The 26,367-nt window shown below is 63.3% G+C and carries 19 protein-coding genes; 11 read left to right on the top strand and 8 right to left on the bottom strand.

What is annotated here, in order from left to right:
- Positions 1 to 91: 91 nt before the first annotated feature.
- The 8 genes from tssH to tssA all read right to left on the bottom strand — a co-directional run bounded on the left by tssH (position 92) and on the right by tssA (position 9,962).
- Positions 92 to 2,755, bottom strand: coding sequence for a type VI secretion system ATPase TssH (tssH, locus tag M5B97_RS10305; RefSeq protein WP_248731413.1), 2,664 nt, complete (start codon positions 2,753 to 2,755; stop codon positions 92 to 94).
- Entirely contained in the window at positions 2,748 to 3,791 is a 1,044-nt protein-coding gene (tssG, locus tag M5B97_RS10300) for a type VI secretion system baseplate subunit TssG (protein ID WP_248731412.1), read from the bottom strand. The genes tssH and tssG overlap by 8 nt, the downstream gene beginning before the upstream one ends.
- Positions 3,755 to 5,614 (bottom strand): type VI secretion system baseplate subunit TssF, encoded by a 1,860-nt coding sequence (gene tssF, locus M5B97_RS10295; RefSeq protein ID WP_248731411.1) that lies wholly within the window; start codon positions 5,612 to 5,614, stop codon positions 3,755 to 3,757. Before tssF ends, tssG begins: the two co-directional genes overlap by 37 nt.
- On the bottom strand, positions 5,611 to 6,126 hold the full coding sequence (gene tssE / locus M5B97_RS10290) for a type VI secretion system baseplate subunit TssE (RefSeq protein WP_123716761.1): 516 nt from the start codon (positions 6,124 to 6,126) through the stop codon (positions 5,611 to 5,613). Before tssE ends, tssF begins: the two co-directional genes overlap by 4 nt.
- 93 nt (positions 6,127 to 6,219) lie before the next feature.
- Positions 6,220 to 6,708 carry a type VI secretion system tube protein Hcp gene (locus M5B97_RS10285; RefSeq protein ID WP_003195562.1) on the bottom strand — a complete coding sequence of 163 codons (489 nt, stop codon included), beginning with the start codon at positions 6,706 to 6,708 and terminating at the stop codon, positions 6,220 to 6,222.
- A gap of 174 nt (positions 6,709 to 6,882) precedes the next feature.
- Complete coding sequence (gene tssC, locus M5B97_RS10280) at positions 6,883 to 8,379, bottom strand: type VI secretion system contractile sheath large subunit (RefSeq protein WP_123716575.1); 1,497 nt, start codon at positions 8,377 to 8,379, stop codon at positions 6,883 to 6,885.
- A gap of 2 nt (positions 8,380 to 8,381) precedes the next feature.
- A complete protein-coding gene (tssB, locus tag M5B97_RS10275; RefSeq protein WP_010207547.1) occupies positions 8,382 to 8,888 on the bottom strand; it encodes a type VI secretion system contractile sheath small subunit in 507 nt (168 codons plus the stop codon).
- 54 nt (positions 8,889 to 8,942) lie between these two features.
- Positions 8,943 to 9,962, bottom strand: coding sequence for a type VI secretion system protein TssA (tssA, locus tag M5B97_RS10270; RefSeq protein WP_123716574.1), 1,020 nt, complete (start codon positions 9,960 to 9,962; stop codon positions 8,943 to 8,945).
- A 394-nt stretch (positions 9,963 to 10,356) separates the two neighbouring features.
- Here tssA and tagH point away from each other — a divergent pair, with 394 nt between their 5' ends.
- From tagH to M5B97_RS10215, 11 genes are read left to right on the top strand one after another with little or no spacing between them, the layout of a single operon-like run.
- The gene (tagH, locus tag M5B97_RS10265; protein ID WP_248731410.1) at positions 10,357 to 11,685 is read left to right on the top strand and encodes a type VI secretion system-associated FHA domain protein TagH; all 1,329 of its coding nucleotides are present in this window, start codon (positions 10,357 to 10,359) and stop codon (positions 11,683 to 11,685) included.
- Between the two features lie 53 nt (positions 11,686 to 11,738).
- Positions 11,739 to 12,248, top strand: a complete 510-nt coding sequence (tssJ, locus tag M5B97_RS10260; RefSeq protein ID WP_123716572.1) for a type VI secretion system lipoprotein TssJ — start codon at positions 11,739 to 11,741, stop codon at positions 12,246 to 12,248.
- A gap of 18 nt (positions 12,249 to 12,266) precedes the next feature.
- A complete protein-coding gene (tssK, locus tag M5B97_RS10255) occupies positions 12,267 to 13,601 on the top strand; it encodes a type VI secretion system baseplate subunit TssK (RefSeq protein WP_123716571.1) in 1,335 nt (444 codons plus the stop codon).
- Between the two features lie 6 nt (positions 13,602 to 13,607).
- A complete protein-coding gene (locus M5B97_RS10250) occupies positions 13,608 to 14,897 on the top strand; it encodes a DotU family type VI secretion system protein (RefSeq protein WP_123716570.1) in 1,290 nt (429 codons plus the stop codon).
- The gene (gene tssM / locus M5B97_RS10245; RefSeq protein WP_248731409.1) at positions 14,894 to 18,394 is read left to right on the top strand and encodes a type VI secretion system membrane subunit TssM; all 3,501 of its coding nucleotides are present in this window, start codon (positions 14,894 to 14,896) and stop codon (positions 18,392 to 18,394) included. Before M5B97_RS10250 ends, tssM begins: the two co-directional genes overlap by 4 nt.
- The gene (tagF, locus tag M5B97_RS10240) at positions 18,391 to 19,044 is read left to right on the top strand and encodes a type VI secretion system-associated protein TagF (protein ID WP_248731408.1); all 654 of its coding nucleotides are present in this window, start codon (positions 18,391 to 18,393) and stop codon (positions 19,042 to 19,044) included. The genes tssM and tagF overlap by 4 nt, the downstream gene beginning before the upstream one ends.
- Complete coding sequence (locus tag M5B97_RS10235) at positions 19,045 to 19,764, top strand: protein phosphatase 2C domain-containing protein (RefSeq protein WP_134659454.1); 720 nt, start codon at positions 19,045 to 19,047, stop codon at positions 19,762 to 19,764.
- Positions 19,761 to 22,730 (top strand): serine/threonine-protein kinase, encoded by a 2,970-nt coding sequence (locus tag M5B97_RS10230; RefSeq protein ID WP_248731407.1) that lies wholly within the window; start codon positions 19,761 to 19,763, stop codon positions 22,728 to 22,730. Before M5B97_RS10235 ends, M5B97_RS10230 begins: the two co-directional genes overlap by 4 nt.
- Positions 22,730 to 23,434 (top strand): ABC transporter ATP-binding protein, encoded by a 705-nt coding sequence (locus M5B97_RS10225; RefSeq protein WP_123716565.1) that lies wholly within the window; start codon positions 22,730 to 22,732, stop codon positions 23,432 to 23,434. Before M5B97_RS10230 ends, M5B97_RS10225 begins: the two co-directional genes overlap by 1 nt.
- Positions 23,434 to 24,618: an ABC transporter permease gene (locus M5B97_RS10220; RefSeq protein ID WP_248731406.1), complete on the top strand. Its 1,185-nt coding sequence runs from the start codon at positions 23,434 to 23,436 to the stop codon at positions 24,616 to 24,618. The genes M5B97_RS10225 and M5B97_RS10220 overlap by 1 nt, the downstream gene beginning before the upstream one ends.
- Positions 24,611 to 26,323: an SUMF1/EgtB/PvdO family nonheme iron enzyme gene (locus M5B97_RS10215; RefSeq protein ID WP_248731405.1), complete on the top strand. Its 1,713-nt coding sequence runs from the start codon at positions 24,611 to 24,613 to the stop codon at positions 26,321 to 26,323. The genes M5B97_RS10220 and M5B97_RS10215 overlap by 8 nt, the downstream gene beginning before the upstream one ends.
- The last annotated feature ends 44 nt before the right edge of the window (positions 26,324 to 26,367 follow it).

The following is a 26,367-nucleotide window of genomic DNA, read 5'->3' as shown; positions in this document are numbered from 1 at the left end:
GCCAGCGATAGTGGTGGCCCGGTCAACCTCAATGTTGAATGTCAGGCCGCTATCGCCGGCAAGCCGGCTCCTACAGTTGAATGGCGTTCCGTCAGCTGGCGTCGCTGAAGTCGTAGTGCAATTCGTTATCCCGGCTACTGATCCGCACACCGGCCAACGCCTTGCCTTCGAGCATGCGGGTGAGAAACTCACGGCTCATGTCCGGCAGCAGGCTGTTGGTGAGGATGGTGTCGATCATGCGGCCACCGCTCTCGGTCTCGGTGCAGCGCGAGACGATCAGGTCGACCACCGCGTCGTCGTAGTCGAAAGCCACCTTGTGGGTACTTTCCACGCGCTTCTTGATGCGGTTGAGCTGCAGGCGGGTGATCGCCTTGAGCATCTCGTCGCTGAGCGGGTAATACGGAATGGTCACCAGGCGGCCCAGCAACGCCGGCGGGAAAATCTCCAGCAGCGGCTGGCGCAGCGCCTTGGCGATGTCTTCCGGCTCGGGGATGTTCGCCGGGTCTTTGCACACGTGGGAAATCAGCTCGGTGCCGGCATTGGTGGTCAGCAGGATCAGGGTGTTCTTGAAGTCGATCACCCGGCCTTCGCCGTCTTCCATCACGCCCTTGTCGAACACCTGGAAGAAGATCTCGTGCACGTCGGGGTGGGCTTTTTCCACCTCGTCCAACAGCACCACGCTGTAGGGTTTGCGCCGCACCGCCTCGGTCAGCACGCCGCCCTCGCCGTAGCCGATATAACCCGGTGGCGCGCCCTTGAGCGTGGACACTGTGTGAGCTTCCTGGAACTCGCTCATGTTGATGGTGATGACGTTCTGCTCGCCGCCGTACATGGCTTCGGCCAGGGCCAGGGCCGTTTCGGTCTTGCCTACGCCGGAGGTGCCGGCCAGCATGAACACACCAATTGGCTTGCTCGGATTGTCGAGACCGGCGCGGGACGTCTGGATGCGTTTGGCGATCATCTGCAGGGCATGGTCCTGGCCGATGATGCGCTTCTTCAGGTGCTGATCGAGATTGAGCACGGTCTCCAGCTCGTTGCGGGCCATGCGGCCCACCGGAATCCCGGTCCAGTCGGCGACCACCGAGGCCACGGCCTGGTAATCCACGGTAGGCAGGATCAGCGGGGTCTCGCCTTGCAATACGCTGAGGCGCTGTTGTAGGTCGACCAGTCGGGCGCGCAATTCATCGTTGCCACTGTCTACCACGCCAGCCTTTTCACGCAGGGTTGCACGGGTGGCGAGCAACTCATCAACCAGCGCTTTCTCTTCGGCCCAACGGCTCTCCAACGTCGCAAGACGTTCACGCTCGGCACTCAATAGCGCTTCGGTGTTGCTTTGACGGGCCCCAATCGCAATGCCGATGGCATGCTCGCGGGCGATGATTTGCAGCTCGGTTTCCAGGGCTTCGATACGACGGCGGCTGTCGTCCACTTCGGCCGGCACCGCGTGCAGGCTGATGGCCACGCGGGCGCAGGCGGTGTCCAGCAGGCTCACGGATTTATCCGGCAACTGGCGCGCCGGGATGTAGCGGTGGGACAGCTTCACCGAGGCTTCCAGGGCTTCATCGAGGATCTGCACCTGGTGGTGCTGTTCCATGGTCGAAGCCACGCCGCGCATCATCAGCAGCGCCTTGTCTTCCGACGGCTCGGCCACTTGCACCACCTGGAAGCGGCGGGTCAGGGCCGGGTCTTTTTCGATGTGCTTCTTGTATTCGGCCCAAGTGGTCGCGGCCACGGTACGCAAGGTGCCACGGGCCAGCGCAGGTTTCAGCAGGTTGGCGGCGTCGCCCGTGCCAGCGGCCCCACCGGCCCCGACCAGTGTGTGAGCTTCGTCGATAAACAGGATGATCGGTTTGGGCGATGCCTGGACGTCTTCGATCACTTGGCGCAGGCGTTGCTCGAACTCGCCTTTCATGCTGGCGCCGGCTTGCAGCAGGCCCACATCGAGGCTGCGCAGTTCCACATCCTTGAGCGCAGGCGGCACGTCACCGGCGACGATGCGCAGGGCGAAACCTTCGACCACGGCGGTTTTGCCCACTCCGGCTTCACCGGTGAGAATTGGGTTGTTCTGGCGGCGGCGCATCAGGATGTCGACCAGTTGGCGGATCTCTTCGTCACGCCCAACGATGGGATCGAGCTTGCCGTTGCGGGCCTGCTCGGTCAGGTCGACGGTAAAGCGCTTGAGGGCTTCCTGCTTGCCCATCGCACTTGGAGCCATGGCACCGCTGGCCTCGCCGGGCACGGCACCGGCGTTGAAACCGTCACTGGCGCTCAATGCGTTTTCGGGCGAGTCACCGACATATTCATCAAAACGTTCGCTCAGGGCCTCGGCCTTGATTTTGTCGAACTCGGCAGACAGGGCCAGCAGCGCATGGCGCAGGCTCGGAGTCTTCAGGATGCCCAACACCAGGTAACCGGTGCGCACCTGGCTTTCGCCGAACATCAGGCTGCCGTAGACCCAACCGCGTTCCACGGCCTCTTCCACATGGGAGGACAGGTCGGTGATCGAGGTCGAGCCACGGGGCAGGCGGTCCAGGGCTTCAGTCAGGTCGCGGGCCAGGCGCGCCGGTTCGACGTTGAACTGGCGAATGATGCGGTGCAGGTCCGAGTCCTGCAGTTGCAGCAGTTGGTGAAACCAGTGGGCCAGCTCCACATACGGGTTACCCCGCAGCTTGCAGAATACGGTGGCAGCTTCGATGGCCTTGTAGGCCACGCTGTTGAGTTTGCCGAACAGTGCGGCGCGACTGATTTCACCCATGCTCTGGATTCCTTGAGGTGGTGGCCTGATCGGCGTAATGCCGGGCCAGGATTAGGTCGTTGGCGTCGTGCGCGGGTTGGCCGAGCCAAGTATTGAAGCCCAGGCGGAACTGGCCATTGAGTTGCAGCGCCGGTACTTCAGGTTGTTGCAGAACCAGGTTCAAGTCCCAGTCCAATTCGTGGCCAAGGTACTCGGCCACCCACGCCACCAGCTCATTGAATGGCGGGTGGCCGGGCAGCATGCCCATGTAGTCATCGAGCTTGAGCGGGCCCAGGCGAATGCGGAATTTGTGCTGGCGGTCCCAGACGTGGCTACCCAGGCAAAAGTCCACGCCCAGTTGGTTGGCGCTGACGCCCACGCGGCTGCGTTCGGGCAGCTCCAGCCATTGGCCGACGTACTCTTCGATCTCTACCGGCAAGCCGAAATACTCGCTGAGGATCGCCTTTAAACCGTCCGGGTAGCGGGTCTGCGCCGACAAGTGACCGCTGTAATGCAGCTTTGCGGCGTCGGCAATCAGCCCCTGGTTGAGCAGGCTTGGCATGCCACGGCCACTCAGGGCGGCGAGACGGGCGGACCAGTAGTCGTCGTCCGGGCGGTCATGGCTGACGGTAGGCCGCGCCTCGGCCCAGGCCCGGTAGAACAGGCTGAGCAAGCGGTGGTGGAACACATCCAGGAACTGCTTGCTGGTGCTGTCGGCGTTGTTGCGCTGGCGCTCGCGTACGTACTCGGTGATATGCAGCGGCAGGGGGCCATTGGGGCCACCGAGGCCGAAGAAAAACTGCTCCAGGCGCGCCGGCTTGCCGTCACCACCGGGATCGACCGAGGCCAAGGTGGCCGGGGCGAAAGTGCAATCGGCTTGTTGGCCCAGGCGCAGCGGATCATCCGCCAGGCGCAGGGAGTGGCCCAGGCGCGGCAGGTCGGGCGATTCGCACTCGATACGCCGCAGCGCCTGGAAGAAATCGTATTCCCAGGGTTCCTGATGCATCGCATCCAGTGTGCTCAAAGGGTCGGACGACGCCCGGGCTTGGCTTTCCATCGCATGATCTCGCCGCGTTCGGTGGTACGGATCACCGTCTCGGTAAAACTGTTGATCGACACATAGCGTGCCAGGAAGCGCTCCAGCACCGCACCGAGCAGGAACACACCGGTGCCGCGAAACGCGTTTTCATCGAATTCCAGGGTGATCTCCAGGCCACGGCCAAACACGATCGGCCCGGGCATCGGCAGGCGCCGGGTCACGGCTTTGCTGCTGACTTCGCGCAGGCCCTCGATCTGCAATTGCAGGGCAGCGTCGTTGCTGTCGCCATACAGGCGCAGCAGTTCACGCAAGGCGCCCGCGCCCTGGCCCTGTTCGCTGAGCGACAGGTAGTTGAGCGACAGCTGACTGATCAGACGCCAGGCCTTGGCGTCATGCGCGTGGCTGGCACGCGGGCGGCTCGGGCCGGCCACGCAACGCACGGCCAGCACCGGCGCGCTGTCGGCCAGGGTGAAGTCGGTCTTGCCGTTGCCCACGCTCATGAACAACGGCAAATCACGGTTGGTGCACAGCGCGGTCACGCCGAGTTGGCGCAGGTCGTGGCGGTAGGGCGCTTGCTTGCTGTCCACCAGGCTGACAAAGGTTTCGCTGCCCACATACGTGGAGCGCGGGCCGTTGCGGCGCTGGTCGCTGGACAGCACCCGCGGCTCGCGGCGCACGGTGTAATAGGCCTGGTCGCGGCCGTAGCGCGACGGATCGCGTACAGCGTAGAACGGCAGGAACGGCTGCTCTGGCCCCGTGCCGTGGCCGGTGAGGCCGCTCAGCGAGTGCACCTCGAAATCCATCGGTCGGGTGCGGTCGGCGATCACATGGTGTTCGTGGACCCGGTCGGACAAGTGAATGCGATCCAGGCGTTTCGGGAACAGGTTGATGGCCGGGGTGCAGAACGGCAGGAATTGTGCGGCGCCGACGCTGCCTTCCAGGCTGGGCTCATGGCGATCGAACAATACGATCAACTCCAGCTCCTGGCCGTCGCAGCGTTTGACCGCACGGCTCAGCTCGGCGAACTCGACGAACAGGAAGCGGTGGGGCAGGGCGAAGTATTCCTGCAGCAGGCGATAGCCCTGGAACGCACGCGCCACGACCGGCATGGCGGCGTCGGCGTCATCAAAACCTCGCGAGCGCAGCGCGTCTTGCGGCAGGCGCTCGACCCAGTCACCACCCGGCTTGCGTGCAAACACGGCGCAGGCGTTACCCAGCAGTTGCTCGTAAAGGCGGAACGGTTGTTCGTCGGCACCACTGAGGTACAGCGGCAGGCTGTTCAGGTCGAGGCTGTTGAACGGCAATTCGGCGCCGGTACGCAGGGTCAGGCGCAAACCAGCCTTGGCCTTCGGCTCACTGGCGGCCAGGCGGCCGAGCACGGCGGCGGGGTTGCCGAAGTACTCGGCGTTGGTCACCTGCAACGGCCACAGCGTCACCGGGTGAGCGGTGCGGTACTCGCAGCAGGTCTGGGTTTCACGGCCCAATGCCGCACGCAATACCGTATCGCGGGGCAGTGAAAAACCGCTGGCCAGGGAGCCTTCATCGGGGTCGGTCTGCAGTTGCACCACCGTCATCGACGGCGTTGGCGCGAGGTAGTGCGGGTACGCGATTTCCAGCAGGTTGTGGGTGAAGGTCGGGTACTCGGCGTCGAGCTTGAGCTGCACGCGGGCAGTCAGGTAGGCAAAGCCTTCAAGCAGGCGTTCGACGTACGGGTCGGCGCAGTCCATACCGGACAGGGTCAGCCGACTGGCGATCTTCGGGTATTCCTTGGCGAACTCTGCGGCGCTTTCGCGCACATGGTGCAGTTCCTGGTTATACAGCTCCAGCAGGCGCGGGTTCATGTCCGTCTCCGCTGGTCGGCGTTAATCACACGGACATGGCCGGATTCCAGGTCGAGGTCGGTTTGCAATAACAGACGCAAAGGCACCGGCTGGGCCCACAGGTCGCCTTCGATCTCGAAACTCAGCGCGTTGTGGTTCATCTCGCCGTGGCTGACACGGGCTTTGACACGCAGGGTGTGGCGCAGGATTCGCGGCTCGAAGGTGGCGATGGCCTGGTAGATCAGGGCTTCCAGCGCTTTGATATCGACGCTGGAAGCGCTGTTCCCGGCCAGTGCCGGCAGGCCGTAATTGACCACCGACGTACCGGCTGGGGTATGCAGCGTGGCATCGGCGTCCAGCAACGACGTGGTGTTGAGCAGCCACGCCAGGTCGCGCAGCACCGAGGCTTTCAATTGGGTCAGGGACAGCACGCGTTTGTCGGCGCTTTCCTTGGGATTGGTCGGGTCGTCGTCGGTCAACCGGTCCAGCAGGGACGGTTGCAGACGGTCGCGGGAAGCGATTTCAGTTACCACCAAAGCAGCTCCACGGACGGGTTGTGAGAAGGACGGGCTTCGTGAGGGGCAGGGTGCCGGGGGCCGTGGCGTGAGGCCACGGCCCGAGGGCTATCAGCGCTTGGTGTTGGAACGGATGTTCCAGCCAAACTTGATCGCGCCGCCGTCTTTGGTGCCGTCGGCTTTCTGCGGCTGGTAGTCGACCATCACTTGGGCAAAGTTCAGGGTGACGTTCTCGGTCAGGCGATCATCGCTGCCCGAACCGCCGGTGCTCAAGGAGGTCACCAGCACTTCTTCCAGGTTGATCACCATGTACTCGACCTGGCTTTCACCACCGGCCTTGCGCACGGTCAGCTTGACCTTGTCGATGTGCTTGCCGCTGGCGCAGTGCATCATCAGGTTAGGCGATGCCTTGTCGACGTACTTGGTCAGCGACAGGTCCTGGATATTCACCTTGCCCGCGCCGCCGCCACCGCCGACGTGCATGTTGCCGGACTGGGACATGCCCCAGCTCCAGTTCAGTACGTCGATTTCGTCCTTGTGGGCCTTGTCCATGGACTCGCCCTTGATGTCGCCGATCTTGATGAAAATATCAACAGCCATGTTTTCTCCCTGTGTGGACTCAGCCACAGAATGTGTTGACGTCCCCGACCCCTGTAGGAGCGAGCTTGCTCGCGAAGGTCGTTGACGCTGACGCTGGCATCCTGAATGAACGCGGCGCCTTTAAGTTTTTCGCGAGCAAGCCCGCTCCTGCAGGAGCGAGCCGGTCCCGAATGTTTAAGCGCTTTTCGCCGAAGGCAGCTTCGATACCAGGCGCAACGACACGGTCAGCCCTTCGAGCTGGTAGTGCGGGCGCAGGTAGAACTTGGAGTTGTAGTAACCAGGGTTGCCTTCCACTTCTTCCACGATCACTTCAGCGGCAGCCAATGGGTGCTGGGCCTTGGTGGTTTCGGTGGAGTGGGCCGGGTCGCCGTCGACGTAGTTCAGGATCCAGTCCTGCAACCAACGCTGCATTTCGTCCTTCTCTTTGAAGGAACCGATCTTGTCGCGCACGATGCACTTCAAGTAGTGAGCGAAACGGCAGGTGGCGAACAGGTACGGCAAGCGCGCGGCCAGGTTGGCGTTGGCGGTGGCGTCCGGGTCGTCGTATTCGGCCGGTTTCTGCAACGACTGGGCACCGATGAAGGCGGCGAAGTCGGTGTTTTTCTTGTGCAGCAGTGGCATGAAGCCGTTCTTCGCCAGTTCCGCTTCACGGCGGTCGCTGATGGCGATTTCGGTCGGGCACTTCATGTCCACGCCACCGTCATCGGTAGGGAACGTGTGGGCCGGCAGGTTCTCCACTTCACCGCCGGACTCCACGCCACGGATGCGCGAGCACCAGCCGTAGTGTTTGAACGAGCGGTTGATGTTCACGGCCATGGCGTAGGCGGCGTTGGCCCAGGTGTACTTGGAGCTGTCGGCGCCGTCGGTGTTTTCTTCGAAGGCGAAGGCTTCCACCGGGTCGGTCTTGGCGCCATACGGCAGGCGCGCCAGGAAGCGCGGCATGGTCAGGCCGATGTAGCGTGAGTCTTCCGATTCACGCAGCGAGCGCCAGCCGGCGTATTCCGGGGTGGTGAAGATCTTGGTCAGGTCGCGCGGGTTCGACAGTTCCTGCCACGAGCCCATGCCCATCACGGTCGGCGAGGCCGCAGCGATGAACGGGGCGTGCATGGCGGCGCAGACTTTCGACAGTTCGCCCAGCAGTTCCACGTCGGGTGGTGACTGGTCGAAGTAGTAGTCGCCCACCAGGCAGCCGTACGGTTCACCGCCGAACTGGCCGTATTCTTCTTCGTACATCTTCTTGAAGATCGGGCTCTGATCCCACGCGGTGCCCTTGAACTTCTTCAGGGTCTTGTGCAAGTCCGGCTTGGAGATGTTGAGCACGCGGATCTTGAGCTGCTCATCGCTCTCGGTGTTGTTGACGAGGTAGTGCAGGCCACGCCAGGCGCTTTCCAACTGCTGGAAATCCTGGTGGTGGATGATCTGGTTGACCTGGGCGGTGAGCTTGGCGTCGATGGCCGCGATGATCGACTCGATCGACTTGATCGCGTCGTTGGACACCAAGTCGGTTTGCGCCAGGGCCTGTTCGGCCAAGGTGCGCACCGCCGTTTCCACGGCTTCGCGGGCACGCTCGGTCTTGGGTTTGAACTCTTGCAGCAGCAGGTTCGCAAACTCGCTGGCTTCTTCGGTGGCACCCAGGATCTGGCTGCCTTCGCGGGCGGTATTGTCGGTCATGATTATTGGTCCCCTGCAGGCTTGGGCGCGCTGGCAAGTGCCTGAAGCAGTGCCGGGTCCTTGATCGCCTTCATGATGATTTCTTCAGCGCCGGTCTTGCCGTCCATGTAGGTCAGCAGGTTGGCCAGCTGGGTACGGGCTTCGAGCAATTGGTTCAGCGAGTCGACCTTGCGCGCCACGGCGGCCGGGCTGAAGTCGTCCATGCTCTCGAAGGTGATGTCCAGGCTCAGGTTGCCTTCGCCGGTCAGCTCGTTGGGTACGTGGAAGGCCACGCGCGGCTGCATGGCCTTGAGGCGCGAGTCGAAGTTGTCGACATCCACTTCAAGGAACTTGCGGTCGGCCACGGGGGCGAGCGGCTCGGCAGGTTTGCCGGCGAGGTCGGCCATCACGCCCATCACGAAGGGCAGCTGGACTTTCTTCTCGGCGCCGTAAAGCTCGACGTCGTACTCGATCTGCACTCGAGGCGCACGGTTGCGCGCAATGAATTTCTGAGAACTTTGCTTCGCCACGTTGCTGCTCCTGGTCGCTTGAGCGACGGTGTTGTTACTGCATAGCCCGGTGGCTTACTCGCTGTCCGGGCCGCGCAGGTTTTCAAATTGGGACATGCCGTCGGGAATCAGATTGCGCACGATGGCCGCGAAATCGGCGTGCACCAGATTCTTGGCGCGGTTCAACAGCACCGGCAGCGGGCTCGAAGGCTCGTGCCGGGTGTAGTACGCAAGGATTTTGTCGAGGCTGCGCAACACGTCATCGCGGCTGGCGATGTCGCCGGCCGGGCGTGGTGCTGCGGGCGCAGCGGCGAAATCGACCGAGGGGGCATTGTCGTCACTGACGGCCTCGGGTTCGCCACTGCTGTCGGTGCCTGGCACCGCTTGATTGAGTATCTGCAGCGCCTGCTTGAGCGGTTGCTTCAAGGCACTCAAATCCACGCCCCGGGCTGAACCGACCTGGTCATTGACCTGCTGTTCGATGGCCTCGCAGGCAGCACGCGCTGCGCTCAAGGCGTCGCGGGTGGCTTGCAGGTGCTCGGGGTCGCTGTCTAGGAACGCGGCGTGGAGTTGCTGGGCTCCGAGCTGCTCGTCGGCAAAAATCTGCAGGCCGCTGGCGTTGAGCGCCGCACGCAGGGTAACGGGGCCGAAGGTGCGCGAGCGCGTGAGGATGCTTTCGCGCAGCAGGCGAATGGTCGTGTCACTGGTCAAGCCGGACAGGGCGTTGATGCGCACGGTAGGGTCGTTATCGTCGTCTGCATCCAGGCGTGGATGCAGGTCGGCCCAATAGTCGCGCAGCAGGGCGTTGATCAACGAAAGGACTTCAGCCAGCCCGGCCACGCCTTGCAGGGCAAGGGTGCTTTGCAGCAGAAAATGGGTGATGCGCAGGTCTTTGCTGCGTTGCAGCAAGTCGAGGCTCTGCTGCTGGATGCTGCGCCATTCCGGCGGTTCGGCGGGCAGGATTGAATCGCCCATGCTGCGCTCGGGTTGGCCCTTGGCGTCACGCTCCAGTTGGAGAAATTGCGCGTCATACTCCATGTCTTCGCCACACGGCGAATTCGGGGAAACGGCGGCGAGCAGCAACGGCACATCCACTGAATTTGATCTCCTTATCAGCCCGATAGATGGCGGGCAATGCATGCATTAGTTGCGTGAGGAACTTTGCATGTTTTCTTGGTCATATATTCAGAGTGCCACTAATGTGCCATCACTGATGTTCAAGAAGTTGTGCATTTTTGGTGTAGTACTTATGCCTTGTCAAGGTAAGCTATTCGTCCTCTGTGACAGATGTGCGGTGTTTAACAACCTGCGCGACTGGCGGGTCGAACGACGCCCGCCAAGCAGGATTTTTGTCATGGAAGCCAGCTAAGATCAGCGATCATGCTGGGCTTTGGTAGATTCAGGGTCATGTGCATGACCTGGCGGGTATCTCTCGGGAAGCGTAGCCCAGGGAAAACGACCGCGCGCGATGTATCAGCAAGGAGGCAAGATGTCGCTGTGTTTGACTATCACTAGTTATCACAAGATTACCCCTGGGCAGTGCTCGGAAAAGTCCATGGGCCAGGGCGTGATGGCTATTGGCCGCAGCTCGGATAATGACTGGGTATTGCCTGATCCGGAGCGTCTCGTCTCTTCGCAGCATTGCGTTATTCAATACAAAGATGGCCGTTATTATTTAACCGATAACAGTACGAACGGGGTGGAGTTGGTTCACGCCGGTATCCGCTTGCGCCGCGGTAACAGCGAGCCGTTGCAGGATGGTGAGTTGATCCGCATCGGCGACTACGAGATCCAGGCGCGCATCGATTTCAATGTGCAAGCCGTGGATAGCCGACCGTTTGCCGGCGACTCATCCAACAGCTTCGAAGCCCTGATGGGCGCCGTCGCCAGCCCGCCCGCACCTGTGCCTGCGCCTGTGATCGCGCCGCAGTTCCAGGGCGCCTCGGCAATGGACACCCTGCCGGATCTGTTCGACTTCCTCAGCCCCACGGCCGTTCCACCACCGACCGTGGCGGATCATGTGCCGTCCGAGCAGCACGATTTCCGGCCGCCGACGCCGGTGGCCGTGGAAAAACCCGTGGTATCCGGCGGGCTGATTCCCGATGATTGGGACCTGTTTGCCGACACACCGGCACCGGTCGCACCGCCGCCGCCAGCACCGCCAGCACCGCCGGTGATTCAGCCGCCGCCTGTGCTGGAGCCGACGCCCCCGGTGGCCGAACCCCTGCAATCGCCCGACCTGCTGCAAGCGTTCCTGCGCGGCGCCGGCCTGGAGCAGTTGCGTCTCGACAAAGCCGACGCCTGCGCCCAGATGGAAAACATCGGCCGCAGCTACCGCTTGATGGTCGAGGGCCTGATCGACGTATTACGTGCTCGCGCCAGCCTCAAAGGCGAGTTCCGCATGCAGCAGACCATGATCCGCCCGGCCGAAAACAATCCGTTGAAATTCGCGCCGAATGCCGACGAAGCCTTACTGTTGCTGCTTCGCCACGGCAACCAGGCGTTTATGGCACCGGACGCCGCCGTGCGCGACAGTTTCGACGATCTGCGCGCTCACCAGCTGGCCGTGATGGCAGGCGTGGAGGCCGCGATCAAGCACCTGCTGACCCGCTTCGAACCCTCGCAACTGGAGGAGCGCATGGGCAAACCCGCCGGGTTATCGAGCCTGTTCAACGGCTCGCGCCAGGCCCAGTACTGGCAGCAGTTCACTGAGCTCTACAGCAATATTTCCCGCGAGGCCCAGGAAGATTTCCAGGACCTGTTCGGCCGCGAATTCAGCCGAGCCTACGAAGAACACAGCGCACGACAGCGTCGCTGATCACGCAGTACATGGATTTAACGGATAGCTAAGTACGTCATTGAGGACGCAGGATGATTCCCAGGTTTTTACTCGCAGCCGCTACCGCGTTGCTGTTGACGGCGTGTGCCAAGGACGCGGTCAAACCCGAAGTAGCGGGCGAAACGGAGGCGGACACCGCCGCCGTCGAGTTGCACTTTCATGCCATTGCCGGGCTCAACCCGGGCGCCAACGGCCAGGCCGCACCGGTACGGGTGCGCATCTTCGAGCTGAAAAATGCCGCTACCTTCGGGCGCTCCGACTACTTCGCCCTGGCGGATCGTGCGCAATCGACCCTCGGCCTCGACCTGCTGGACCAGGACGAAGTGATGGTGCAACCCGGCCAGCAACTGAGCATCCAGCGCGACCTCGACCCTGCCACGCGCCAGATCGGCTTGCTGGTGGGCTATCGCGAGCTGGACCGTGCGCAATGGCGCACGGTGATCAACGTGCCACCGCGCCAATACACCGAATATCAGATCAGCCTCGATGTGCGCGCCGTACGTGCCGACGTCGTGGTTCCCCCATCCAGCCCTGCCCAATAAGAAACCCTCGGAGCCCCCATGTCCTGGAACAATCGCGTGGTCTGGTCGGAAGGCATGTTCATCGGAACGCAGCACTTCCAGCAGCATGACCGTTACCTGGAAAACCTGATCGACGCCCGCAGCCGCCCGTTGAATGCCGGTGCCTGGGGCTTTTCCGAGTTGCTGATCGACCAGGGGCTGCTGGCCCAGGGCAAGCTGGCGATCGTTTCGGCGCGCGGCCTGTTGCCTGATGGCACACCATTCAATATCCCCCAGGACGACCTCGCGCCGAGCCCGTTGAATATCGACGACAACCTGCGCGACGGTCTGGTGTACCTGGCCTTGCCGCTCAAGCGCGCCGGTGCCCGCGATACCGTGGAGGCAGGTGAAGCCCTGGAAGCCGCGCGTTATGTAAGCCAGGTGCGCGAAGTGCGGGATGACAACGCCCCGTTCGAGAACCGTGCGCCAGTGGCTGTCGGCTCTCGCGCCCTGCGCCTGCTCACCGCCCAGGACGGCATCAGTGATTACGCCGCCGTGGGCCTTGTACGCATCAAGGAAAAACGCGCCGACCGCGCCCTGGTGCTGGATGACACTTACATCCCGCCGGTACTCGACGTTGCCGCGAGCAAACCGCTGACGGCCTTTCGCAGTGAGCTGCTGGGCCTGCTGCACCAGCGTGGCGAGGCCCTGGCCGGCCGCGTGGTCGCCTCGGGTGCGGGTGGTGCGTCGGAGATCGCCGACTTCATGCTGTTGCAACTGGTCAACCGCGCCCAGCCGCTGCTCCAGCATTTCAGCCAGTTGAGCCCGTTGCACCCGGAGCGCTTCTTCAGCGAACTGGTGAGCCTGGCCGGCGAGTTCTCGACCTTTTCGACCTCGGGCCGTCGCCCCCAGGAATACCCGCAATACCAGCATGACGACCTGGCTCTGAGCTTTGCCCCGGTGATGCAGGCGTTGCGTGAAGCGCTGTCGATGTTGATCGACAGCAAGGCCACGCCGATCCCGATTGTGGAAAAAGCCTATGGCATCCACGTGGCCATGCTTGCCGACAAAACCCTGCTCGACAGCGCGAGCTTCATCCTGGTGGTGCGCGCCGACGTACCCGGCGAAACCCTGCGTGCGCGCTTCGGCCAGCAGAGCAAGGTCGGTTCGGTGGAGCACATCCGCGACATGGTCAACCTGCAGCTGCCGGGCATCGGCCTGCTGCCGTTGCCGGTGGCGCCACGGCAGATTCCGTATCACGCAGGCAGTACGTACTACGAGTTGGACCGGGGCAGCGAGCACTGGCAGCAACTGAACAACTCCGGTGGATTTGCCTTCCATATCGCCGGGCAGTTCCCAGGCTTGAACCTGGCCTTCTGGGCGATCCGAGGATAATCCGCGATGCATCCCAATGATGATGACCGCACCCAGTTCATGCCGCGCCCGGGTGGCCGGGCGCCGGAACCTGTGCGTGCCGAACCTGCACCGTTGTCGATGCCGGCTGCGCCGATGCTCACGGGCAAAAGCCAGGGCCTCAACCCGCTGGAAAGTGCCGCCGGCCCCCTGTTGGCGCTGCTGACGCGCCTGCGCAACACCATCGCTCACCCGGCGCCGGCCAGCCTGCGCGCGCAGTTGCTGGCTTACCTGCGCCAGTTCGAAGAGCGTGCCGAAGCCGCCGGCATTCCACGCAACGAAGTGCTGCTGGCGCGTTACGCGCTGTGCACCGCCCTGGATGAAGCGGTGCTGAGCACGCCATGGGGCAGCACCAGCGACTGGGGCAAGCAAAGCCTGTTGATCACCGTGCATAACGAAGCCTGGGGCGGCGAAAAAGTCTTCCAGCTGCTCGACCACTGCCTGCAAAGCCCACGGGAACGCCTGTACCTGCTGGAGCTTCTGTACCTGTGCATGTGCCTGGGTTTCGAAGGCCGTTACCGGGTGATGAACGACGGGCGCAGCCAGTTGGACGCCTTGCGGGAGCGCACCGCGGCAGCCATTCGCAGCGCCCGTGGCGAACACGAACGCGAGCTGTCACCGCATTGGCGCGGTGTGACCGTGGCGCGGGATCGCCTGGCGCAATTCATGCCGCCGTGGATTGCCGTGGCCATCGGCCTGGCGCTGCTGCTGGCGTTGTTGTTCGGCTTGCGCCTGAAGCTGGCGTCGGATGCCGAGCCGGTGTTCAAGAATATCCATGCGTTGGGAGAGATCCCGGTGCAAGCGATCGACCGTCCGGTGGCACAGCCCAAAGTCATCGAACGCCCACGCCTGGCCGGCTTCCTGGTGGAAGACATCAAGGCCGGTCGTGTCGCGGTGGAGGATGCGGTCGACCGTTCCGTAGTGACCATTCGCGGTGACGAGCTGTTCGCATCGGCCAGTTCCAGCATCGTTGATGACTACCAGCCGCTGATGCTGCGCATCGCCGACGCCATCCGCAAAGTCAAAGGCCAGGTGCGCGTGACCGGGCACAGTGACAACCGCCCGATTGCCACGCTGCGTTTCCCGTCCAACTGGGCGCTGTCCGAAGCGCGGGCCAAGTCGGTGCTGGAGATCCTGGCCGCCAAGACCGGCCAGGCCGAGCGCTTCAGCGCCGAGGGTAGAAGCGACACCGAGCCGGTGGCTACCAACGCCACCGCCGAAGGCCGTGCCCGTAATCGTCGGGTTGAAATCACCGTATTGGCGGAGGGCGTCGAGTGAAGGCGTTTTTCAGTTTCATGATTCGCTGGGTGATCCCGGTGCTGGGCCTGATCGCCCTGAGCCTGATCATCTGGTTTGTCGGGCCGTTGCTCAATGTGTTGATGCCGGAAGGACGTCGCTGGGCACTGATCATCCTGCTGTTTGCGGTGTGGATCGCCTACCGCGTGTTCCGCATTATCCAGGCGCGGCGGCAGGCCGCCGAAGTGATGCGCAGCCTGGCGGCGCAAACCCCGGTCGACCCCAACAGTGTCGCCACTGCCGAAGAACTCAGCACCCTGCGCCAGCGCATGGACGAGGCCCTGGCACTGCTGAAAAAAGCCAAGCTGGGTGGCGATGAGCGGCGCAACCTCTACGAGCTGCCGTGGTACGTGATCATCGGCCCGCCGGGTTCGGGCAAGACCACTGCGTTGGTCAATTCCGGGCTGCATTTCCCGCTGGCGGCCCAGTTGGGCGCCGGTGCCGTGCGTGGCGTTGGGGGGACGCGTAACTGTGACTGGTGGTTTACCGATCAAGCCGTGCTGCTCGATACCGCTGGCCGCTACACCACTCAGGACAGCAACTCCACGGTGGATAAAGCCGCGTGGCTGGGTTTCCTCGACCTGCTGAAAAAACAACGCTCACGTCGTCCAATCGACGGTGCGTTCATTGCGATCAGCCTGTCGGATTTACTGCTCGGTACTGAGGCCGAGCGCGCCGCCCATGCGGCGGCGATCCGTCTGCGTATCCAGGAGCTGTACACCCAGCTGGGCGTGCGTTTCCCGGTCTACCTGATGCTGACCAAGCTCGATTTGGTGCCCGGCTTCATGGAGTTCTTCGACAGCCTGAGCAAGGAAGACCGCGCCCAGGTGTGGGGCATGACCTTCGCCCTGGACGACGGCAAGAACAGCGACAGCCCGCTGGCGCACCTGCAAAGCGAATTCGCAGGTCTGGAACAACGCCTCAACGAACGCCTGGTAGAGCGCCTGCAACAAGAACGCGACCCGGCGCGGCGCGACTTGATCTACGGCTTCCCGCAGCAGTTCGGTGCCCTGAAGGACTGCCTGCAAAGCTTCCTCGAAGGTGTGTTCAAACCCAACGCCTTCGAAGAACGCGTGCTGCTGCGCGGTGTGTACTTCACCAGCGGTACTCAGGAAGGCAGCCCGATTGATCGCCTGATCGGTGCCATGGCCCAGAGCATGAACCTGGACCGACAGCAGTTGGCACGCCAGAGCGGTACCGGGCGCAGTTACTTCATCGAAAAACTCTTCAGCGCCGTGGCTTTTGCCGAGCGTGGGCTGGTGGGGGTGAACCCGAAGGTCGAGCGCCGGCGCAAGTGGGTTGCACGCGGCGTACTGGCGGCCACCGTGGCCCTGGTGGTGGTGGTCAGCAGCTTGTGGTGGGTGAGTTATCGCGCCAACCAGGCCTATATCGCCCAGGTCGACCAGAAGGTTGCGCCACTGGGCCAGGCGGTACAAAACCTGAGCCCGGCCCAGCGCGAAGTGCTCGCCGTACTGCCGTTGCTCAACGCGACGAAAAACCTTGCCGGTGATTCGCCCAGTTGGGCCGAAGGCCTGGGCCTGTACCAGGGCGATATGCTCGAAGCCGAATCCAGCAGCGTGTACCGCAAACTGCTGATCGCGGTGTTCGCACCGCGTCTGGTGACGCGCATCGAAGAGCAACTGCACGGTGGTGGTAACTCCGACTTCCTGTACGAAGGCCTCAAGGCTTACCTGATGCTTGCCGACAGCGAGCACTACGACCCGGACTTCATCAAGGCCTGGATCGCCCTGGACTGGGATCGCAACCTGCCACGTGACTTGCCGGCCGATCAGCGCCAGGCACTGAGCGGGCATTTGCAGGCATTGTTTGACCGCCATCCGCCGAGCGCGCGCCTCGACCCGCGGCTGATCGACGACCTGCGTCGCCAGTTGCAACAGTTGCCGGTGGCCCAGCGTGTCTACGACCGGGTCAAACGCCAGAAACTGCCGGACGGTATCCCGGATTTCCGCATCAATGAAGCCGCCGGTCGCGATGCGGCGCTGGTATTCAGCCGCAAGAGCGGCAAGCCGCTGGGCGAGCCGCTGAGTGGTTTCTTCACCGCCAAGGGTTATCGCCAGGCGTTTTTGCTGAGCAGCCTGAACCAGACCGGCACACTCGCCGAAGAGCAATGGGTGTTGGGCCATGAGCAGGCCGATCAGCAGAACGTGGTGAGCCTGGCCGCTGACGTGCGCCGCTTGTATTTCCAGGATTACCAGCGCCAGTGGGACGCGCTGTTGGCGGACATCGACTTTGTACCGATCACCAGCGTGGCCCAGGCGGCTGATGTACTGCGGGTGATTTCCGGGCCGACCTCGCCATTGAAGAAGTTGCTGGTGGCGGTGGCCAAGGAAACCGACCTGCAAGCCGAAGAGCGCCAGCTGGCGGCCAAAGGTGTGCCGGTGGAAGGTGGCGTCGACAAGCTCAAGGAGCGCCTGGGCAGCCTGCTCGGCCAGGAGCAACAGACGGCCAGCCAGCCGCAAGTGGCGGACGATCCGGTGACTGCCCACTTTGCCGAACTCAACGGCATCGTCAGCAAGAACGAAGGCGAACCGGCGGCCATCGACGGTCTGCTCGCGGACATGAACGCGCTGTATGTGCAAGTCAGCGCCATGGTCGGCGCCAGTGGCGACGCCTTGCTCGGTGAGGCGAAGAACCAGGCGGCTGCGGCGGCCACGCGGGTCAGCCTGAATGCCGAACGCCAGCCGCCGTTGGTGCAGGGCATGGTCAAGTCGGTGGTCAACTCCACCACCAACAGCATGATGGGCGGGGTGCGCAACCAACTGAACGCAGCCTGGGTCAGCGAGGTGGTCAACGTGTATCGCCAGTCTCTGGCCGGGCGGTACCCGATGTCGCCGGGCAGTGCGCGTGATGCGACCCTGGATGACTTCGGTCAGTTCTTCGGCGTGGGCGGGGTGATGGACAACTACTTCCGCAAGTACCTGCAGCCGTACGTCGACACGTCTACCCAGACCTGGCGCTGGCAGCCGGGCGCGGCACAAAAGCTGGGGATTGCGCCGGGTGTACTGCAAACCTTCCAACGCGCGGCGGCGATCCGGGATGCGTTCTTCCGCGCGGGGGGCACCCAGCCTATCGTGCGTTTCGAACTCAAGCCGGTGTCGATGGACCCGACCATCACCCAGTTCCTGCTTGACCTCGACGGCCAGCAATTGAGCTACGACCATGGCCCCAGCCGCCCGGTTGCGATGCAATGGCCTAACCCCGGCAGTATCGGTGTGGTGCGTATTTCCATCATGCCGCCGTCGGCCACTGGGCGTTCCGGTGTGACCTTGGATGGGCCGTGGGCCTGGTTCCGCTTGCTGGAGCAGTCGGACCTGACGGCCGGCAACTCGCCGGACCGCTTCAACCTGCGCCTGCGGGTCGATGGCGCGAGCATTGCCTACGAGTTGCGTGCCAACAGCGCTTTCAACCCGTTCAAGAGCCGCGTGCTCAGCGGGTTCAGCCTGCCGGAGCGGTTATGACCACGCTGGGTTTCTACGGCAAGTTGGCCAGCCGCGGTGACTTCGTCAGCCGCGCCTTGCCCCAGAGTTTTATCGGCCCGTGGGACGGTTGGCTGGCGGCAGGTCTGCTCGCCAGCCAGAACAGCCTGGGCGGCGACTGGCTCAACGTCTACCTGGTCAGCCCGTTGTGGCGCTTTGTGCTCGCACCGGGCGTGTGCGGGCCGGATGCGGCGGCGGGTGTGGTGATGCCGAGTATCGATCGGGTCGGGCGTTATTTTCCGTTGGCGGTGGTGGCCTTGCTGGATCACGACACTAACTTTGCGTCCCTTGTCGGCGGGCCGGATACCTGGTTTGAGCAGGCCGAAGAGCTGTTGCTCAGCACCCTGGATGCCGAGGCCACGTTCGAGAGCTTCAACGATGGCGTCGACACCCTGGGCCTCCCGCCCAGCGAGCCGCGAGCGGTAGGCAGTCGTTTCGCCGGTTTGCAGCGGATCAACGCCACGCAGCCTCACGACCGGATGACCGCGCTCGCCGAACACGCCTGCGCCGGTTCCAGCCTCTGGTGGGGCCGCGGTTCGCAACGTATTTCCCCTGGATTATTGCGGTGTCAGGGCTTGCCTGCCGCCGACGATTTTGCGCAGTTTTTGCTCGGACAAGAAGGTGTGGTGTAGATGGGGTCGACGTTCAAATCCGCGAGTAAAAGCCATGTAGGCATGGTGCGCCAGGTCAATGAAGATGCATGCCTGGATCTGCCGGAAAATCGCCTCTGGGTGGTGGCCGACGGCATGGGTGGGCATGCGGCGGGTGACTACGTCAGCAGCCTGATTGTCGACAGCCTGCGTCATGTGCCGGTGGGGCGCTCCCTCGATGAATACTCGGCGGCATTGCGCAATGACCTGATTCGCATCAACACCGCCGTGCGCGAAGAAACCGCCAACCGTGGCGTGACCATGATGGGCAGCACCGTGGTGGTGCTGGCCGCGCGCGGCTTGCGCGGCGTGTGTTTGTGGGCCGGTGACAGTCGCCTGTACCGCCTGCGCGACGGCGTGCTGGAAAGCATCTCCCGCGACCACAGCTATGTGCAGGACCTGCAAGACAGCGGCCTGCTCAGCGAAGCCGACGCCCGTGTGCACCCACGCGCCAATATCGTCACCCGTGCGGTGGGCGTGGAAGCCCAGTTGGAGGTGGCCATTGTCGATCTGTTGATCGCCCCCGGCGACAGTTACCTGCTGTGCAGCGACGGTCTGAACAAAACCGTCGAAGACCATGAAATCCGCGAAGTGCTGGGGCATGACGCGCCGGACGAAATCGTGCGCAGCCTGGTGCACCTGGGGCTTAACCGGGGTGCGCCGGACAACATCACCACCATCGTCGTTAAGGTGTCGCCATGAACATCCTGATCCCGGGCTATGACATCGAAGGCGAGATCGGTGAAGGCGCCATGGCCAGCGTGTACCTGGCGACCCAACGCTCGCTGGAGCGCAAGGTTGCGTTGAAGGTGATGGCGGCGGCACTGGCGGCCGACCCGACTTTTTGCGAGCGTTTCCTGCGCGAGGGCAAGACCCTGGCGCGGCTGTCGCACCCGCATACGGTGACCATCCATGACATCGGCAACGTCGGTGAGCTGTATTACATGGCCATGGAATACCTGCCCAATGGCACGCTCAAGGAGCGCATTGCCGCTGGCCTGACGCCGGAGCAAGGTGTGACGCTGATCCGCCAGATCGCCTCGGCGCTGGGCTATGCGCATGCCCAAGGCTTGGTTCACCGCGACGTCAAACCCGCCAACATTCTGTTCCGCGCTGATGGCACGGCGGTGCTGTCGGACTTCGGCATCGCCAAGTCCCTGGATGATCGTACCCAGTTCACCCAGGCTGGTTTTGCCGTGGGCACACCCAGCTACATGAGCCCGGAACAGGCGCGGGGCCAGGAAATTGATGGCCGCGCCGACCTGTACGCCCTGGGCGTGGTGCTCTATGAAATCCTTGTCGGCAAACTGCCTTATAACGGCACCGATGCGCTTTCCACAGCGCTGGCGCACCTGACCGAACCGTTGCCGGAACTGCCGGTGCACCATGGCCGTTATCAAGGCGTGCTGCGCAAGTTGTTGGCCAAGGACCCGGCTGATCGTTTCCCTGATGCGGCGGCCTTGCTGCTGGCGCTCGACCAACTGCCGGCGGACTCGCTGGAAGCCACGCTGGTGCGGCCTTTGCCGATCCCGATGAGCTTCGATCTGGGCGGCATCACCCCGGAGTCCATTGAGATCCCGACAGCAGCGCCTCAGCCCGTCCGCCAACCGGTGGTGACGCCTGCCTCGACCTCGCACAGCGAACAACGTCGAGGGCCGGTGCTGGCGTTGGCCGCGGTCGCCGTGGCGGTTGCGCTGGCCATCGGCGGGGGCGGTTACTGGTGGTTGAGCGGCGGCGACAAGCCTGTTGAGCGGCCCGCTGCCGTCGTACCGAAAACGCCGCCACCTGAGTTGAAACCTGCTGTTGCTTCCGACGCGGATGGCGGTCAGCGCCCCTTGCTGATGGCGGGCAAAAAGACCTTGTTCCAGCGGGTGCTCAGCAAGCCCGGCGCCAAGCTTTCCAGCGATGTCGGTGCGGCGCCCGGCAAAGCCTTGCCGGCGTTCTCCGTGCTGTATGTGTACCAACGCAAAGATGTGGATGGCAGCCCGTGGGTACGCGTCGGCGCCGCCACCGATGGCCGCAGTGACGGCTGGTTGCCTGCTGCCCAGGTCAGCGACTGGAAGCAGAGCCTGGTGCTCAAGTTTACCGAGCGCTCGGGCCGGGCGCCGGTGATGTTCCTGCGCCAACCCGGCGAAGTGGAAAAGCTGCTGGCTGACCCAGCGGCAGCCAGAACCGTATTGGCCAAGGCGCAGAAAAACAGCGAAGACAATCAGCAGGTGCTGGCGCTCGAACCGACGGCCAGCGCTGTCCCGCAGAACCAGTTCTACCTGTTGCCGATCTTCGACGCCAAAGAGAGCTTCGACGAAAACGGCCAGCCGGTGCAGTTGCTCAACGTGGCATCCATCGACCCTGGCAGCAGTGTCGCCAAGTCGGCTGCACCTGCCGTCAACGCCGATGCGTTCCGTACCGCCGTGGTGTTGGTGGTCGATACCACCGTGTCGATGCAGCCCTACATCGACCAGGTCCGTGACGTGGTGCATGAGTTGCAAACCCGCATCGCCGAACGCGGCGAACTGGACAGCGTGAGCTTCGGCCTGGTGGGCTTTCGTAACAGCATCAAGAAGACCCCGGGCCTGGAATACGTAGCCAAGACCCTGATCACCCTGGATCAAGGCCGCGACCCGCAGCGTTTTCTCGACATGGCGCGGCAGGTCAAGGCATCCACCGTGTCCAGCCACTCGTTCAACGAAGACGCTTTCGCCGGGGTGATGCAGGCGGTGGATGGTATGGATTGGTCCGGCTACGGCGGGCGCATTATCCTGCTAGTCACCGATGCCGGTGCGTTGCGCAAGAACGACCCGTTCGCCACCACCCAGATGAACGAAGCCGAAGTGCGCCAGGCCGCGTTGGGTAAACAGATCAAGATCTACGCGTTACACCTGCGCACCGATGCCGGCAAGAAAACCCACGCTGGCGCCGAGAGCCAGTACCGCATCCTCACGGCTGACGCCAACCCGCAGATCGGCGATCTGTACACGCCGGTGCCGGGCGGCGACGTGCACAAACTGGGCGAACGCGTGGATGAGATCGGCACGGTGTTCGCCAACCTCGTCCACCAAGTGCGCAGCAACACGCCGCAGCCGGTGCCGTTGCTGAGTAGCGCGCCGAGCCTGGCGGACAAATCCGCAGCCGTCGGCTACGCCATGCACATGGATTTCCTCGGTCGCAAAACCGCGAGCCAGGCACCGCAGCTGGTCAGCGCCTGGACCGCCGACCGCGACCTGACCAACCCGGCGTTGCCGGCGTTCCAGGTGTGCGTGATGCTGACCAAATTGCAGCTCAACGATTTGCAGCAGTCGCTGAAATTGATCGTCGACGCGGCGCGCAAAACCCAAAGCTCGCCCAAGGACTTCTTCCAGGAAATCGCCAGCGCCTCGGCCTATATGAGCCGCGACCCGCAAGCGTTGCGCAAGGGCGGCAACCTGGCCGATGGCGGCCTCCTCGGCGAATACCTGGAAGGCCTGCCGTACCGCAGCAAGTCGCTGAACATGACCCAGGATTTGTGGTTGTCGTTGAGCGTGGCCGAGCAGGAAGACTTTATCGATGAGCTGGATTCGAAAATCCGCCTCTACGAAACCTTCCACAATGACGTGGCCAACTGGGTTCGTTTCGGCGATGCCGAGCCGGGCGATGCCTTGTACCGCGTGCCGTTGTCGACATTGCCGTAATGCTGAACCTGAGCGCGATGCACAAGAGTCGGGGTGTCGGTAGCCAGCGTTATAGCCTGGTGATCCCGGCGCTGCACCTGCGCGCGGGTGAGCAACTGGCGATCGTTGGGCCCAGCGGTTGTGGCAAGAGCACCTTGCTGGATGTGTTGGCGTTGGTACTGGCGCCGGATCAGGTCGGGCAGTTCGAGTTCAATCAGCAGGACATCGGTGGGTTGTGGCGAGCGGATCGGCAATCCACGTTGGCCGAGTTGCGCAGCCGGCATCTGGGCTATGTGCTGCAAACCGGCGGGCTACTGGGTTTTCTCGATGTGCGCAGCAATATCGCCTTGTCCCGACAACTGCTGGGCTTGCCGGATGACGGCAGCGTGACGCGGCTGGCCGAGCAGCTGGAGATCAGTGATCAGTTGGCCAAGAAGCCCGCTGCGCTGTCGGTGGGCCAACGTCAGCGTGTCAGTTGTGCCCGCGCCCTGGCCCATGGGCCGCGCCTGGTGCTGGCGGATGAACCGACCGCGTCCCTGGACCCGCTGAATGCCGAACGGGTGATGCAGGCGTTGCTGGCCCAGGCGCGCGAACACCGTGCTGCCTGTGTAATCGCCACCCATGACGAGCCCTTGGCCCGGGCCAGTGGCTTGCAGGTGCGGCGCATCAGTTGCCGCCGCGACACTGACGGCGGCGTCACAGCCACCCTCGGGGAGGCATGCTGATGCGTATCGGCTTGGTAGCGTCCCTGGCCTGGCAGGATTACCGCAACGATGCCTGGTTGTCGGCCTGTTCGGTGTTGGCGTTGGTGGCGGTAATCGCGCCGTTGCTGGTGTTATTCGGCCTGAAATTTGGACTGGTTGGCAGTTTGACTGAACGCTTGGAGACCGACCCCGCAGCCCGTGAAATTATTCCGTTGGGCGGTGGTCGATTCAGCAGCGCGTTTGTCGAGCAACTGGCGCAGCGCCGCGACGTGGCGTTTGCCGTGCCGCGTACGCGACAGATTGCGGCGACGGCGCAAGTCGGTGCACTGACCTTGGAGATGCTGCCAACCGCGCCCGGTGATCCGCTACTCGCGGGTTTGCCGATGCCCAGGGGCCTGGACCAGATCGTTCTGAGTCACACCGCCGCGGAAAAACTCGCGGCACGCCCCGGCGATTGGCTGGAAACCCGTTTTGCGCGGCAAGTAGCCGGGCGTGTCGAGGCACAGAGCACGCGTTTGCAGGTGTTGGCAGTGTTGCCGTTGGACGCTTTCGCCCGTGACGGTTTGTTTGCCGGCTTGGGCCTGCTGGAAGCGGCGGAAGATTATCGCGACGGCCGTGCGGTGCCGGCGTTGGGGTGGGCAGGTGAAGCGGTCGATGGGAAGGAGCAGCGGGTGTACCCGGCATTTCGTCTGTACGCCCGCCAACTCACCGATGTGGAACCGTTGCGTGTGTATTTCGCCGGGCAGAACCTGTTGGTGTCGACCCAGGCGAACACCATCGCCCAGGTGCAGTCGTTGAGCCGCAACCTGTCGATCGTGTTCTGGATCATCGCCGGGTTGGCCTTGGCGGGCGCATTTGCGGCGATCTTCGCCGGGGCCTTGGCGGCCGTGGCGCGCAAGCGCCGGGAACTGTCGGTGTTGCGCCTGCTGGGCTTTTCCACTGCAGGGTTGCTACTGTTTGTGGTGGTGCAGGCGCTGTACAGCGCAAGCGCAGCTGCCGTGCTCAGTGCCGGCTTGTATGGGCTGGCCGAGGCGGGTTTGAATAAGTTATTCGCGCAGGTGCCGGGCGAGTACGCCAGCCACCTGCTGGCGCGTCATTACGGCCTGGCCCTGGTTGCAGTCCTCGGCGTCAGTGCCGTGGCGGCGGCTTGTGGTGGTTGGCGTGTGGCGCGTATCCAGGCTTCTGAAGGAATCAGAGATGTATAAGTTACTGGGTGCCTGTGTGGTGCTGAGCCTGGCCTCGATGGCCTGGGCTGATGAGGCGAGCGACAAGCTCGATAATCCAAAACCGTTGCCGGACGATGTGAGCCTGCCGCTGCCGTGCGAAGGCAACATGGTGTTCCGCTACGCCTACGTACTGGCCCAGGGCACCCTGGACGATCGCGAAATCAGCCTCGGCTACCCCTTCGCCGAAGGCGAGGCGGGTTACCAGCAATCGTTTATTTCCGGGTACCGTCGCGATTTCATCAACGGCCAGTTCACCCTCAAGGATCTGCCCAATGACTGGAATAAAGTCATCGCGCCCTTGATGCCGAAGACCGACGCCAAGACCCCGCTCAAGCCCATGCTGTACTTCATCGGCAAGTATGAAGTGACCGCCCGCCAATACGCTGCGGTGATGGCCCAGGCGCAGTCCCTGGCCAGCGGCGAGCCGGCGCCGGCCTGCGACATTCCCACCGGTGTGGCGGCACGGTTGCCCAAGGTCAAGCTGTCGCGTTTTGAAGCCGAACGCTTCTCGGCGGTGTACAGCGCCTGGTTGATGAAATACCACCGGGATTTGCTGCCGGTCAGCGGTCGCGGTTCGTCGGCCGAAGATGGCGGCCTGGGTTTTGTGCGCCTGCCCACTGAAGTGGAATGGGAATACGCGGCACGCGGCGGCCAGGCGGTGAGCCGTCAGGAGCTTGAGGGGCGGTTGTTTCCTCGGCGCGTCGAAGGCAGCGAAGGCGACGGCCCGTTGGCCGATTACGCGGTGTTCAACCAGGTGGCCGGTGGCACCGGCCAGGCTGCACGCCTGATGCCCATCGGCACCAAGTTGCCCAACCCGATAGGCCTGTTCGATGTGATCGGCAATGCGGCGGAGATGGTCCAGGAGTCTTTCCAGTTGGTGCACGCCGGGCGTCGCCAGGGCACCTACGGCGGCTTTGTGGTCAAGGGCGGCAATTACCTTGAAGGTGAGGGCACGCTGTTTACCGGCATGCGCCGCGAGTACCCGCTGTTCGCCGCCGATGGCACCGAGCAAAGTAACGAGACCACCGGTTTCCGCGTGGCGATTGGCGCGTTATCGGCGCCGCGTTCGCGCTACAAAGAGTTGTTTGCCCAGTGGCAGAAAGAAGGGCGCCTGGCCTCGCTGACCGACGCCATCGACGATGCCCAGGACCCGACCAAGCGCCTGGACACCATCATTGCCGCCAGCGTCGATCCCAAGCTGCAAGCCGAACTGGGGCTGGTCAACGAAGAACTCAAGCGCAACGTCTCGCTGATCGCCCAGCAACGCGAAGAGGCGGCGGGCAACCTGATTCAGTCAGCCGCGTTGGTGGCCGAGACCATCAGCAACTACAACATCCGGCTGATGAATCTGCAGAAGAGCCGCGATCAGGCTGTCGCCAACAAGGACGACGCCAGTGCGACGCTGTTCGCCACTGCCATCGACAATGGCCGCAGCGCCCTCGATGGCGCGGTGGCGATCTACATCGACAACCTGGCCACCGGCACCCGCTATACCGATGCGGTGATCCAGGCCCAGTTTCAACGGATCAAGGAAGAGTTGGATCGCAAACCCGTGCTCGGCAAGAGCCTGGTGACGCGCGCGACACTGTTCGTTCGCCATGTCGGCAACTACCGCAAGCAACAGCGGGCCGACCCGGCAACGATCTTGAAGGAACTGCTCGCAGCGAGCGGTCAGCGGTCTTGACCGTTGGTTGTGCGGCGAGCTTGGAAGGGACTCAGGCGGCGGTG

The sequence above is a fragment of the Pseudomonas sp. MWU13-2517 genome (assembly GCF_023242545.1).
In the GTDB taxonomy this organism is placed as follows: Bacteria; Pseudomonadota; Gammaproteobacteria; order Pseudomonadales; family Pseudomonadaceae; genus Aquipseudomonas.
The sequence above is the reverse complement of the archived record's forward strand: the minus strand, read 5'-3'. Positions and strand labels throughout refer to the sequence as shown.